The sequence below is a fragment of the Pseudomonas sp. GW821-FHT05H12 genome, assembly GCF_059419385.1.
The window spans coordinates 56427-70149 of the sequence record NZ_JBWKRS010000017.1 but is presented as its reverse complement, the minus strand read 5'-3'; the positions used below and the strand labels follow the sequence as shown (position 1 = coordinate 70149).

Sequence of the window (13723 nt, the reverse complement as noted above, 5' to 3'; positions counted from 1 at the left end):
GATAACCCTGTACATCGTGCGCCTGGGGCATAATCCGCCACCACGACTGGCATGCATCGACCCAATCAGCTAAAAAGATGCCCTGCGCGAATCAGAGTTCAGATGTGTGCTGCATTCGTCTGACATAACACTCGAACAACAACATATGTTCCAAACACTTTGGCCGAGCAGCGTTCCTTTTGTCGCTGCGCAGTACGCCACGAAAGGATATTCATGAAGAAGCTGTGTTTGCTCGGCCTTGTGGCCACGTTGGCCTGCCACCCCGCCTGGGCCGAAACAGGGTCCGCCGCGCCAAAGGACAAGGACGCGTTCGTCAACGACCTGCTCAAGCAGATGACCCTCGATGAAAAGATAGGCCAATTACGCCTGATCAGCATCGGCCCCGAGATGCCCCGCGAGATGATCCGCAAGGAAATCGCCGCCGGTCGCATCGGCGGCACGTTCAACTCTATCACCCGCCCGGAAAACCGTCCGATGCAGGACGCGGCCATGCGCAGCCGGTTGAAGATCCCGATGTTCTTCGCCTACGACGTGATCCACGGCCACCGCACCATTTTCCCGATCAGCCTGGCACTCGCCTCCAGCTGGGACATGGACGCCATCGGCCGCTCCGGGCGCATCGCCGCCCAGGAAGCCGCCGCCGACAGCCTCGACATCACCTTTGCGCCGATGGTCGACATCTCCCGCGACCCGCGCTGGGGCCGCACCTCCGAGGGTTTTGGTGAAGACACCTACCTCGTTTCACGCATTGCCGAAGTGATGGTCAAGGCCTTCCAGGGTGTCAGCCCGGCCAACGCCGACAGCATCATGGCCAGCGTCAAGCACTTCGCCCTGTACGGCGCGGTGGAGGGCGGTCGCGACTACAACGTGGTCGACATGAGCCCGGTCAAGATGTACCAGGACTACCTGCCGCCGTACCACGCGGCAATCAAGGCCGGCTCGGGCGGCGTAATGGTGGCGTTGAACTCGATCAACGGCGTGCCCGCCACCGCCAACACCTGGCTGATGAATGACCTGCTGCGCAAGGACTGGGGCTTCAAGGGCCTGGCCGTGAGTGACCATGGCGCAATCGTCGAGCTGATCAAGCACGGCGTGGCCAAGGACGGGCGTGAAGCGGCGAAGCTGGCAATCAAGGCCGGCATCGACATGAGCATGAACGACTCGCTGTACGGCAAGGAACTGCCCGGCTTGCTCAAGTCCGGTGAAATCGAACAGAGCGACATCGACAACGCCGTGCGTGAGGTGCTCGCTGCCAAGTACGACATGGGCCTGTTCAAGGACCCGTACCTGCGCATCGGCAAGGCCGAGGATGACCCGGCCGATACCTATTCCGAAGACCGACTGCACCGCGCCGATGCCCGTGATATCGCGCGCCGCAGCCTGGTGCTGCTGAAAAACCAGAACGACGCCCTGCCGCTGAAGAAGTCCGCGACCGTCGCGCTGGTCGGCCCGCTGGCCGATGCCCCGATCGACATCATGGGCAGTTGGGCCGCTGCCGGCCGCCCGGCACAATCGGTGACCCTGCTCAAAGGCATGACCGACGCCCTCGCAGGCAAAGGCAAGCTGGTGTATGCACGCGGTGCCAACATCACCAATGACAAGGCCGTGGTCGACTACCTCAACTTCCTCAACTTCGACACCCCGGAAGTGGTGGATGACCCTCGCTCGCCGCAAGCGTTGATCGACGAAGCAGTCAAGGCTGCCAAAAACGCCGACGTGGTCGTGGCAGCCGTGGGTGAGTCCCGTGGCATGTCCCACGAGTCGTCCAGCCGCACCGACCTGAACATCCCGCAAAGCCAGCGCGACCTGATCAAGGCCCTGAAGGCCACCGGCAAGCCATTGGTGCTGGTGCTGATGAACGGCCGTCCGCTGTCGATCCTGGAAGAAAACCAACAGGCCGACGCGATCCTGGAAACCTGGTTCGCCGGCACCGAAGGCGGCAACGCCATCGCCGACGTGCTGTTCGGTGACTACAACCCGTCGGGCAAGCTGCCGATCACCTTCCCACGTTCGGTGGGGCAGATTCCGACCTACTACAACCACCTGACCATCGGCCGCCCGTTCACCCCTGGCAAGCCGGGCAACTACACCTCGCAGTACTTCGATGACATCACCGGGCCGCTGTTTCCGTTCGGTTATGGCCTGAGCTACACCCGCTTCAGCCTGTCGGACATGGCGCTGTCGTCCACCACCCTGAACAAGACCGGCAAGCTCGACGCCAGCGTCACCGTCAAGAACACCGGCAAGGTGGATGGCGAAACCGTGGTGCAGTTGTACATCCAGGACGTGGCGGGCTCGATGATCCGCCCGATCAAGGAGCTGAAGAACTTCCAGAAAGTCATGCTCAAGGCCGGTGAAGAACGCACGTTGCACTTCACCATCACCGAGGACGACTTGAAGTTCTACAACACCCAGCTCAAGTACGCGGCAGAACCGGGCGAGTTCAATGTGCAGATCGGGCTGGATTCCCAGGATGTGCAGCAGCAGACCTTCGAACTGCTGTAACCCAAGGCTGTAAATCCGGCTTGTGTGGGAGCTGGCTTGCCTGCGATGGCATCACCTCGGTATGACTGACACACCGAGGTGCCTGCATCGCGGGCAAGCCCGGCTCCCACAGAAGCCCGCTCCCACATTTGTTTTGCGGTGTGCTTCTTAGCCGCGTCGGTCGAGCAAATTGACCACCAACCGGTCAATCCACCCCCACACCCGCTGCTTCACCCGCCGCCATAACGGTCGCGCCTTCCACGCCTCCAGGCTCACCGCCTGGCTCTGCTCGAAATCCCGCTCGAAACTGCCCGCCACGGCCAGCGTCAATTCCGGGTCCAGCGCTTCCAGGTTGGCATCCAGGTTAAAACGCAGGTTCCAGTGATCGAAGTTGCACGAGCCCACGCTGACCCAATCGTCCACCAGCACCATCTTCAGGTGCAGGAAGCACGGCTGGTATTCAAAGATCTGCACGCCCGAGCGCAGCAGGCGCGGGTAATAGCGATGCCCGGCGTAGCGCACGGACGGGTGATCGGTGCGCGGGCCGGTGAGCAACAAACGCACATCCACCCCGCGCCCGGCCGCACGGCGCAGGGCCCGGCGCACGCTCCAGGTGGGCAGGAAGTACGGCGTGGCCAGCCAGATACGGGTCTGGCTGCTGTTCAGGGCGCGAATCAACGATTGCAGGATGTCGCGATGCTGGCGGGCGTCGGCATAGGCAACACGGCCCAGACCTGGCCCGGTCGCCGGCAGTTTGGGCAACCGTGGCAAACCAAAATGGGTGGCAGGTTTCCACTCACGGCGGGCCGCGTTGGCATGCCATTGACGGTCGAACAACGCCTGCCAATCCATCACCAGCGGGCCGCTGATCTGCACCATCACTTCATGCCAGTCGGCGGGGTCTTGCCCCGGTGTCCAGAACTCATCGGTGACGCCAGTGCCACCGACAAACGTGACGTCCTGATCGATCAGCAACACCTTGCGATGGTCGCGGTACAGGTTGCGCATCCAGCGACGCCAGCTCAGGCGGTTGTAAAAGCGCAGCTCCACACCGGCGTCGGTCAGGCGTTTTCGCAAGCCGAGGGTAAAGGCCAGACTGCCGTAATCATCAAACAGGCAACGCACGCGCACACCGCGTTCAGCGGCCTGCACCAGGGCGCTGACCATGGCGTCGGCGCAGGCGCCGGCTTCCACCAGGTACAACTCCAGATCGACTTGGCGCTCGGCCCGGGCAATGCCCACCAGCATCTGCGGAAAGAACTGTGGCCCGTCGATCAACAACTCGAAACGGTTGGCGCTGCGCCAGGGGAACACTGCGCCGCTCATGTCAGCGCGCCGTGAAAATCAGTACCGCACCCACCGGCACCGACAGGCTGATCGACTCGAGCCCAGCGGCCTGGCGCAACGCCGCCACGCCTGGCACCAGGTCAAAGTCCTCGGCATGCACCACCAGCGGTTCCAGGGTCACCACCTGGAAACGTCGGTCATCCAGGCGCGTGGCCAGCAGCTCGGCGTTGTAGGTCTGGGTCTTGCCGTGCAGGGTCACGGCCAACGGCAGGCGCAACTCCAGTTGTGCGCCGGGCGCCAAATCATTGATCGGCTGCAGGTTGATCTGCGCGTTGATCAGCGCGTCGGGGAATGTCTTGATGTCGAACAGTTGATTGCGCATGCGCTCGTCGCGCAATGGAACGCCGCTGTTGACCGACTCCAACTCGACTTCCAATTGCGCAGCACCTTTGCTGTCGACCTTGCCGTGCAGCACCAGGAAGCGCTGCACTTCGGCGATTTCGGTGTTCTTGGTGGTGACGAACGACAGGCGTGACGATTCGTTATCCAGGTACCAGTCGGCCTGGGCAGGCGCAGCAGCGGCGGCCAGCAGGGCGAAGGCCAGGGGTTTGATTGACATTGAAGACTCGTGGGACGAAAAACCTGAACGAACCTTAAGCGCATGTCACAAGCGACGCAAACCCAATGTGGGAGCTGGCTTGCCTGCGATGGCATCGACTGGGTATCACTGACAGACCGAGTTGCCTGCATCGCGGGCAAGCCCGGGTCCCACATAAACCACCATTCCCTCAGTGAGGAGGCGGTGACTGTCAGGCCAATGCGCGCTGCACTTCCCGCACGGTCTGCTCCAGACTGGCCATGTGCAGGTTCAACACGCGCTCCACCGGCGCCTGGTGCATCGGCCAATGCAGCGCCATGCTGCCTACCAGGCGGCCGTTGGCTTGTACCGGCAAGGCTACGGCGCGGATCAGGAACGGCAGGCGCACCGGGTATTCCCAATAGCCTTCGGTGCGCTGGCCGAACCCCTGGTGCTGGGTTCTCTCGCAGGCATCGTATTGCTCGTGCGCCGCCACATGGTCACGGCCTGCCAGGCGCTGCACTTCCTCGGCCGGCAATTGCGTGAGGCACGCCTTGCCCATGGCCGAATGAAACAGGCTGGCGTGCTGGCCGACGATCTGGCAATTGTTGGGATACAGCTTGCGCAGCACGCCGGGAATCGCGCTTTCCATGACCTCCAGACGCTCACCATCAAAGCATGACAAATCCACCACCAGCCCGGTGCGTTCGCTGAGTTCCAGCAGCCACGGCGCAGCACTTTCCACCACCTGGCGCTTGAAGCGCTGCTGGCTGTCACCGAACAGGCGTTGGGCACGCAGGCGATAGCGCCGGTCGCTCAAGCCGCGGTAGACCCAGCCCTGGTCCTGCAAGGTCAGCAACATGCGCGACACCGTGGCCTTGGGCAGGCGCGTGAGGTAGTGCAGTTCCTCCAGCCCCAGGGCCTGGTGTTCGCCCAGCAGCTCGACGATTGCCAGTGCGCGTTCAACCGAGCGTACCGTGCCTGTCTCCATGTTCGATCTCCCTGATGCCGGTGGATGATCATTGTTCACAGCAAGATACAGGCCCGGTCGTGCCTCAACACGTCGACTCAAGGCAGGTCGGCGGGCGACGCTGCACCCATTGCGTCAGCTGTTCATGGGCGTAAGCCAGTTGCAACACCGCCCGGTCCGCCTGGGCCGGGCCAATGATTTGCACGCCCATGGGCAAGCCTTGAGGGTTGAAGCCCACCGGCACGCTCATGCTGGGCAAGCCGGCCAGGGTGGGGCCGATCACCACTTCCATCCAGCGGTGGTAGGTGTCCATTTCGCGCCCACCGACGAGGCGTGGCCAGGGCTGTTGTGCATCGAAAGGGAACACTTGGGCGGTGGGCAATAGCAGGAAATCGTAACGCTCGAACAGCTTGGCCAGGGCGCGATACCACTCGCTGCGGTCCACCGACGCCTGGTACACCTGCTGGGCACTCAAGCCCTGGCCGCCCTCCACTTCCCACTGCGCCTCAGGTTTGAGCAGCGCGCGTTTTTGCGGGTTGGCGTAGGCCGCGCCGAGGTTGCCGTGCACCAGCCAGTGGCGATGCACCAACCAGCTGCGCCACAGGCGCGCCAGGGAGAAATCCGGTTGGCAGCTTTCAACTTCACAGCCCAGCGCGGTGAAGTCGCCGAGGGCCGATTCGCACAGGCTCATCACGCCGTCATCCATCGGCAGGTAGCCGTTGTAATCCCCCAGCCAGCCCAGGCGCGCACCCCTGAAGTCACGCTGCAACGGCTGGCCCAGCACAGTGGCGTCGTCCTTGGAGGACAGCGGCACCCGAGGGTCGTAACCCGCCTGGATGCTCAGCAGCCGCGCCACATCCGTCACGCTGCGCCCCATCGGGCCTTCGGTGCCCAGTTGCTGCACGAACAGTTCCGGCATCGGCCCGTGGGGCACGCGCCCTTGGGACGGGCGCAGGCCGAACACGTTGTTGAATGCAGCCGGATTGCGCAACGAGCCCATCATGTCGCTGCCATCGGCCACCGGCAGCATGCGCAACGCCAACGCGACCGCCGCCCCGCCGCTGCTGCCACCGGCGCTCAAGCGCGGGTCATAGGCGTTGCCGGTGGTGCCAAACAGGCTGTTGTAGGTGTGCGAGCCCAGGCCGAATTCCGGCACGTTGGTCTTGCCGATGATGATCGCGCCACTGGCCCGCACCCGCGCCACGCTGATGGCGTCTTCGCTCGGCACCTGCTCGGCGAACAGCGGCGAGCCCAAGGTGGTACGCAAACCTTTGGTGGCCGCCAGGTCCTTGATCGCCTGGGGCATGCCGTGCATCCAGCCGCGTGACTGGCCCTGATCCAACTCACGGTCACAGGCCCGGGCTTCGGCCAGTACCTCATCGGCATCGCGCAGCGACACCAGCGCATTCACGCCCGGGTTGAAGCGTTGGATCTGCGCCAGATACGCCTGCATCACGTCTTCACACGACACCTGCCGCGCATGGATCGCCTGCGACAGCTGCGTGGCATCCCAATCGACAATACTCACGGCTTCACCTCTTTGGAAAACGGCTGCGGCTGCTTGGCCCGCGGTGCTTCCTGCATACAGTAAGTGCCCAGCAGCGTGAGCACGCACGCGAACAACACATAGAAGGCTGGCGCCACCGGCGTGCCCAGCACCTTGCTCAACCAGGTGACGATCAGCGGTGCAAACCCGCCAAACACCATGACCGCCACGTTATAGGCCACCGACACGCCCGTCGAGCGCACTTCGATGGGGAACTGCTCGGCCAGCGCGGTCGGCGCGGGGCCGAAGAACCCGCCAATGGCCGTGCACAGCAGCACCTGCATCACCAGCAAGCGCTCGATGGATGGCGCGGCGGCCACCCACACATACAGCGGGTAGACCATCACAAAAAACGCCAAGGTGAACGCCATCAACACCGGCCGCCGTCCAAAGCGATCGGAAGCCAGGCCCGACAGCGGGATCACCACGGTCATCAGCGCCACCGCGAACATCTGCACCATCAACACCTGGTCCAGCGGCAGGCCGAGGTTCTTGTGGGCGAAGGTCGGCATGTTCACCAGCACTACGTAGAACGACACCGTTGCGCCACAGGCCAGGCCCATCGACACGAGAATGCTGCGCCGGTGTTCGCGCACCACCTGCATCAGGCTCGGCGCGGGGCCGGTGGCTTGCTTGCGGGCTTCGATGAATGCCTCCGGGTCTTCCATGTGCCGGCGAATCCACAGCCCCACTGGGCCGATCAGCAAGCCGAACACGAACGGTAGGCGCCAGCCCCACAGGTCAAGCGTTGCCGGCGAGAAGAAGTGCGTAACCGCTGCCACCATGGCCGCGCCACCAAACACCGCCAGGCACTGCCCCACCAATTGCCAGGAGCCATACAAGCCCTTGCGATGGGCCGGTGCACTTTCCACCAGGAACGCTGTGGCGCTGGCGTACTCACCGCCGGTGGCAAAGCCTTGCAGCATGCGCGCCACCACGATCAACAGCGGCGCGCCCATGCCGATGGCCGCGTAGTTAGGTGCAAAGGCGATCAACGCGATGGACACCGTCATCAGCCGGATAATCAACTGCATCGCGGCCTTGCGGCCTTTGCGGTCGGCGTAGATGCCCAGCAGGATGCCGCCCACCGGGCGCATGAAAAAGCCCACGCCAAAGGTGGCCAGGGCCATCAACAGCGACGCGTACTCATCGTCCGAGGGGAAAAACTGCCGGGCGATGATGCTGGCCAGAAAGCCATAAACGATGAAGTCATACCATTCCAGCGCATTGCCGATCACGGCCGCCACGACCTGGCGGGTGCGGGAGACGCCTGTGTGTGAAGTCTGCATGAGGAACACTCCATTCAACCGAACGTGGGAAAGGGTCCAGCGGCAGAAAAAAGTGAGGGGCGTCAGGCAGGCTTGAGCCAGCTCTCGGCCAGCGCGCCCCAGTAGGCGGCGCCGGTCAGCAGGATGTCGTCGTTAAAGTCATAGGCGGGGTTATGCACCATCGGCCGCGACACGCCGTTGCCGATAAACAGGTAACTGCCGGGGCAGCGTTGCAGCATCCAGGCAAAGTCTTCACTGCCCATCAGCGTGCGGGTGTGGCCGTCCACCGCGTCGGCGCCGAGCAGAGCCACGCCGACCTGGCGCGCGAATTCGGTTTCTTCGGGGTGGTTGACCAGCACCGGGTACGCCGGGCGATGTTCGATCTGCACGGTGCAGCCGAAGCTGGCGGCCTGGGTGTGGATGATGGCGAACACGCGCTCCAGCATCTGCTCGCGGATCGTTGGGTTGAGTGCGCGCAGGCTCAAACGCAACAACGCTTGCTGCGGAATCACGTTGGCGGCCTGGCCCGCCTGCAGGGCACCGACGGTAACCACGGCGGCTTCCTGGGTGTCGATGTTGCGCGCCACCACCGTCTGCAACGCCATGACCATGCTCGCGGCCGCCACCAGCGGGTCCACCGTGAGGTGCGGCATGGAACCGTGGCCGCCGACGCCTTCGAGGGTCACGGTGAGCAAATCCTGGGACGCCATCATCGGCCCGACGCGCAAGCCCAGATGCCCCGCGGGCAGCCCCGGCATGTTGTGCATGCCAAACAGCGCGTCGCAGGGGAAACGCTCCAGCAAGCCGTCGGCGAGCATGGCTTCGGCACCGCCCTGGCCTTCTTCGGCGGGCTGGAAGATCAGGTTCAACGTGCCGTCGAACTGCCGCGTGGCCGCCAGGTAGCGGGCGGCACCGAGCAGCATGGTGGTGTGGCCGTCGTGGCCGCAGGCGTGCATGCAACCGGCGTGTTGGCTGGTGTAGGCCGCGCCGGTGTTTTCGATGATGGGCAAGGCGTCCATGTCGGCGCGAATGCCCAGGGTGCGTGGGCTGCTGCCGTTACGCAGCACACCGACCACACCGGTCTTGCCGATGCCGGTGTGCACTTCGTAGCCCCAGTCCTTTAAGGATCGGGCGACCAGTGCGCTGGTGCGATTCTCTTCAAAGCCGAGTTCAGGATGGGCGTGGATGTCGTGGCGCACGGCGTGCAAGTCGCCGGCAACGTCGCTGAGCCAATCCAGGATGTGCTGGTGTGGGCGCATGGTGATTCTCCTCACAGGCGGGTATTCCCGTTCTTGTTTGCTGCACACCGCCAGCTAACCGCGATGTGCGCAGGAGGACAATCAAAGGTGGTTCCACCCTGTGGAACCTCAGGGTTTTACTGTTGGTCACCGAACCCTGTGGGAGCGGGCTTGCCCGCGATGGCGGTGGATCAGTCACCGCATGCAGCGTCTGACCTGGCCTCATCGCGGGCAAGCCCGCTCCCACAAGGGGATGGGGGGTGGGTCAGGGCGTCAGGCGGCAGCCGTGGCGGTCGCCGAGCCAGCGGGCGGTGTGGGTGCGGCCCAGCCCGCTGGCGGTGACTTCGCTGCGCTCGGGGTTGTCGCTGAACGCGCTGGTGGGCACGTATTGCTTCACGTAGCCCCGGCAATAGTCAGCCGGGTTGTTCTCGACGTAGCGGCACGAGCAGTACTCCTTGGCCGTGTACGCCGCGATGATGTCGGGGAAGGCTTGCAGGTTGACGCGCTCGTGCCAGATCCAGCCCAGCAAAGCGAGCACCAGCAACAGAAACACACTGGTAAACGGCCGGCGACGGATCATGGTTGCACCGCCGCGAGCACGTGCTTGAGCAGGTCGTTGTGGCGGTAGCTGCCGTCGCGGTCATCGCCGTAGCGCACGATCACCAAGTGTTCGGCGGGCATCACGTACAGCGCCTGTCCCCAGTGGCCGAGGGCAGCGAGCGTGTCACCGGGAGCATCCGGCCAAGGCCGCGGCGCACCTTTATTGAGCCACCAATGGCCACCCGGCACGGCCTCATCCTGGCCCGCCCGGTAATTGGTGAAGGGTTGGCGATTGAAGGCGACCCAGTCCTTGGGCAGCAATTGCTGCTCGCCCCAGCGACCATCGCGCGCCATCAGCAGGCCGACGCGGGCCAGGTCGCGGGCGGTGAGGTAGGCGTAGGACGAGGCCACGAACGTCTCGTCGGCATCAGTTTCCCAGGTGGCGCTACGAATGCCCAATGGTTTGAACAGCGCGTCCCACGGGTAGCTCATATACGCCTTGTGGCCGAGCATGCCTTTAAGCGTGGCGGACAGGATGTTGGTGTCACCGCTGGAATAGCGGAACACCTGGCCGGGCGCGCTGGCGGCGTCCGTATCGGCGGCGAAGTCGGCCATGTCGGCGCGGCCGCGGGTGTAAAGCATCGCCACCACCGAGGATTTCAGCGGGGCGAATTCATAGTCTTCCTGCCAGTCCAGGCCCGACGCCCAGTGCAGCAAGTCGGCCATGGTGACTTTGGGATGCTGCTTCATCGGCGGGTAAAAGCGTGCGGCGGGGTCGGTCAGTTTGAAGCGATTTTCGCCGTAGGCCACGCCCAATACAGTCGCCATCAGGCTCTTGCTGACGGACCAGGTCAGGTGCGGCGTGCTGACGGTGGTGGGCGCTGCGTAGCGTTCGTAGATGACTTCGCCGTCGCGGATCACCAACAGCGCGTCGGTGCGGATGCCCTGGCGGGTGTTGTCGTCACGAGGGGGGAAAGCGTAGGCATTCAGGGCATCGACGGCGGGACCTGCGAGCGGCGTGCCCTTGGCCCAGTCCTTGTCTGGCCAGGTTTCGGCGTGGGCGGTAACGGTGACGGTGACTAGCAGGAGGGCGACGGATAGCAGGCCTCTGAACATGGATGCGGACTCACGGGGGGCATTCGTGGTCGCGAGGCTAGATGAGGGGGATGACGGTTTTGTGACCGGGGGGTTGGGGGCATATCCGTTATATGGGTGATGGCTGATATGGGTTCCGCCCTTACGGCGGGTCACTTTTGGAAAAGAGCCCGGAATGCCGGCCCAGCCAAAAGGGCTCTTGCCCCAACACTCGGCACCTCGCTTAGGCTCGGTGTGCCCTCACTCCGGCTTGAATCCGTGGGCCGCCGTCATGGGCCATCCATGGCCCAGGACGGCTAACCCGGCGTCCTGCCGGGTTACCCACGGATTCAAGCCTGCGTTCGGCCAGCGTGTTTGACGGGGCGCCTAAGATCAAAATCAAGATCAACAGCAAGAGCACGGCGGCCTGGTAGCCGACCTGAGTGGTTAGATCAAAGGCAGATACGTGTAGGAGCTGGCTTGCCGGCGATGCAGACACCTCGGTGAATCAGGCATACCCGGTTGATGCCATCGCAGGCAAGCCAGCTCCCACAATGAGGGCACCGGATTCTGCCTGGTTTTTAGTGTCATCGTTGACGACCATCGCCGGCAAGCCGGCTCCTACAGTGGACTGCGTTGGCCTTTGCTTTTGATCTACACCACTCAAGCCGGCTGTCAGGCCGCTGTGCTTTTGCTTTTGACTTTGATCTTAGGCGCCCCGTCAAACACGCTGGCCGGAATTCGGCAGGGATTTGGGGGGTAAACCGGCAGGGATGCCGGTTTAGCCGCCCCGCGCCATGGATGGCGCGTGGCGGCGGCCCCCCAAATCACTGTCGGATTACGGGCACACCGAGCCTAGGCGAGGTGCCGAGTGTTGGGGCAAGAGCGTTTTGCTTACTTTTGCGCTCTATCAAAAGTGAGCCGCTGTAAGAGCGGAACCGATATCAGCCATCACCGAAATAACGGATAACCCCCTGTCATCCAACCGTCACCGGAACTTCATGGAGATGACACCGAGCCTACATAGCCTGAGTTTGGACAAACAAGTCGACCGGCCGAAAGTGGCTGGCACTCGGAGATTCGCCATGACTCAGATCGCCCGCATCAGCGACACCGGCAATGAACGCCGTCTGCAAGCCGAACGCCTGATTGGCGCACAGGCTTTGCAGGAAGCCCAGGCCTTGCGTTTCAACGTGTTCAGCGGCGAGTTCAACGCCAAGCTGAAAGGTGCGGAACAGGGTCTGGACATGGATGACTATGATGTTCACTGCAGCCACATCGGCGTGCGGGACTTGAACACCGGCCGCTTGGTGGCGACCACCCGTTTGCTCGACCACCAGGCGGCCAGCACCCTGGGTCGTTTCTACAGCGAAGAAGAATTCAGCCTGCATGGCCTGCTGCACCTGCAAGGCCCGATCCTCGAAATCGGCCGTACTTGCGTCGACCCGGCTTACCGCAACGGCGGCACCATCGCGGTGTTGTGGGGCGAGTTGGCCGAGGTGCTGAACCAGGGCGGCTACAGCTACCTGATGGGCTGCGCGAGCATCCCGATGCACGACGGCGGCATCCAGGCCCACGCGATCATGCAGCGCCTGCGCGAACGCTACCTGTGCAACGAACACCTGCGCGCCGAACCGAAGAAGCCACTGCCGGCACTGGACCTGCCGTCCAACGTGATCGCCGAGATGCCGCCCTTGCTCAAGGCCTACATGCGCCTGGGCGCGAAGATCTGCGGCGAGCCGTGCTGGGATGAAGATTTCCAGGTGGCCGACGTGTTCATCCTGCTCAAGCGCGACGAGTTGTGCCCCCGCTATGCCCGTCACTTCAAGGCTGCAATGTGATGAGCCGCCTGCGGGTGTACGGGCGCATTGCCCGCGTGCTGCTGGTGGTGGCGCTGGGCTTGAGCATGGCCAGTGTGTTTGGTGTGTTCGAGCGTTTGGGCATTGCCAACTCGATGGTGCGTCGCCAGCGTTGGTCGCGGTTTTTCATGGCACGGCTGACCAACGCCCTGCCCTTTCGCGTGACGGTGCACGGTGAGTTGCCACAAACCCCGATGCTGTGGGTGAGCAATCACGTGTCCTGGACCGACATCCCGTTGCTGGGGATGGTCACGCCGATGTCGTTCCTGTCCAAGGCCGAAGTGCGCACCTGGCCGGTGGCCGGCTGGTTGGCGGCCAAGGCGGGCAGCTTGTTTATCCGCCGCGGTTCGGGCGACAGCCAGTTGATCCGCAAGCAGATGACCCGCCATCTGGAACAACAGCACCCGCTGCTGATGTTCCCCGAAGGCACGACTACCGACGGACGCAGCCTGCGCACCTTCCACGGGCGTTTGCTGGCCAGTGCCATCGATGCAGACGTGTCGCTGCAACCGGTGGCGATCCGGTATCTGCGTGATGGGCAGGTGGATTCGTTGGCTCCGTTTATTGGCGATGATGATTTGCTGTCGCACTTGATGCGACTGTTTGCCAATGATCAGGGCGATGTGGAAATCCATGTGCTCAAGCCAATTGCCTGTGCCGGGCAGGAGCGTGCAGCGCTGGCGTTCCAGGCGCAGCAGGCGGTGCAGAAGGCGTTGTTTGGGCCGGTGCCTGAAGCAGAGCAGATCGCGGTTCGACCGGCATTCGCGGCTTAAAGCGGGCACGGTTAAACATGTGGGAGCTGGCTTGCCTGCGATGGCGGTGTTGAATTCCAGTCTCTTATACACATCTCCGAGCCCACGAGACGATGAAGAATCTCGTA

General features: G+C 63.4%; 11 protein-coding genes. 3 read left to right on the top strand and 8 right to left on the bottom strand.

The window, feature by feature from the left end; genetic code table 11:
- The first annotated feature begins 213 nt into the window (after window positions 1–213).
- Complete coding sequence (bglX, locus tag AC07SU_RS16695) at window positions 214–2505, top strand: beta-glucosidase BglX (RefSeq protein ID WP_176999238.1); 2292 nt, start codon at window positions 214–216, stop codon at window positions 2503–2505.
- A 147-nt stretch (window positions 2506–2652) separates the two neighbouring features.
- Here the strand turns inward: bglX and AC07SU_RS16690 are convergent, their stop codons facing one another.
- The 8 genes from AC07SU_RS16690 to AC07SU_RS16655 form a co-directional block, all read right to left on the bottom strand.
- Entirely contained in the window at window positions 2653–3810 is a 1158-nt protein-coding gene (locus AC07SU_RS16690) for a phospholipase D-like domain-containing protein (protein WP_494997645.1), read from the bottom strand.
- Between the two features lies 1 nt (window position 3811).
- Window positions 3812–4390 carry a YceI family protein gene (locus tag AC07SU_RS16685; RefSeq protein ID WP_494997644.1) on the bottom strand — a complete coding sequence of 193 codons (579 nt, stop codon included), beginning with the start codon at window positions 4388–4390 and terminating at the stop codon, window positions 3812–3814.
- A 190-nt stretch (window positions 4391–4580) separates the two neighbouring features.
- Window positions 4581–5339: an IclR family transcriptional regulator gene (locus AC07SU_RS16680; RefSeq protein ID WP_259171755.1), complete on the bottom strand. Its 759-nt coding sequence runs from the start codon at window positions 5337–5339 to the stop codon at window positions 4581–4583.
- A 64-nt stretch (window positions 5340–5403) separates the two neighbouring features.
- Window positions 5404–6846: an amidase gene (locus AC07SU_RS16675; RefSeq protein ID WP_494997643.1), complete on the bottom strand. Its 1443-nt coding sequence runs from the start codon at window positions 6844–6846 to the stop codon at window positions 5404–5406.
- A complete protein-coding gene (locus AC07SU_RS16670; protein ID WP_494997642.1) occupies window positions 6843–8153 on the bottom strand; it encodes a citrate-proton symporter in 1311 nt (436 codons plus the stop codon). The genes AC07SU_RS16675 and AC07SU_RS16670 overlap by 4 nt, the downstream gene beginning before the upstream one ends.
- A gap of 62 nt (window positions 8154–8215) precedes the next feature.
- Complete coding sequence (locus tag AC07SU_RS16665; RefSeq protein WP_494997641.1) at window positions 8216–9391, bottom strand: M20 aminoacylase family protein; 1176 nt, start codon at window positions 9389–9391, stop codon at window positions 8216–8218.
- A 244-nt stretch (window positions 9392–9635) separates the two neighbouring features.
- Complete coding sequence (locus AC07SU_RS16660) at window positions 9636–9950, bottom strand: amidase (RefSeq protein ID WP_176999245.1); 315 nt, start codon at window positions 9948–9950, stop codon at window positions 9636–9638.
- On the bottom strand, window positions 9947–11026 hold the full coding sequence (locus AC07SU_RS16655; RefSeq protein ID WP_494997640.1) for a serine hydrolase domain-containing protein: 1080 nt from the start codon (window positions 11024–11026) through the stop codon (window positions 9947–9949). Before AC07SU_RS16655 ends, AC07SU_RS16660 begins: the two co-directional genes overlap by 4 nt.
- A 1043-nt stretch (window positions 11027–12069) precedes the next feature.
- Here AC07SU_RS16655 and olsB point away from each other — a divergent pair.
- The gene (olsB, locus tag AC07SU_RS16650; RefSeq protein ID WP_176994786.1) at window positions 12070–12825 is read left to right on the top strand and encodes an L-ornithine N(alpha)-acyltransferase; all 756 of its coding nucleotides are present in this window, start codon (window positions 12070–12072) and stop codon (window positions 12823–12825) included.
- Window positions 12825–13616, top strand: a complete 792-nt coding sequence (locus tag AC07SU_RS16645; RefSeq protein WP_176994785.1) for a lysophospholipid acyltransferase family protein — start codon at window positions 12825–12827, stop codon at window positions 13614–13616. Before olsB ends, AC07SU_RS16645 begins: the two co-directional genes overlap by 1 nt.
- Window positions 13617–13723: the final 107 nt, after the last annotated feature.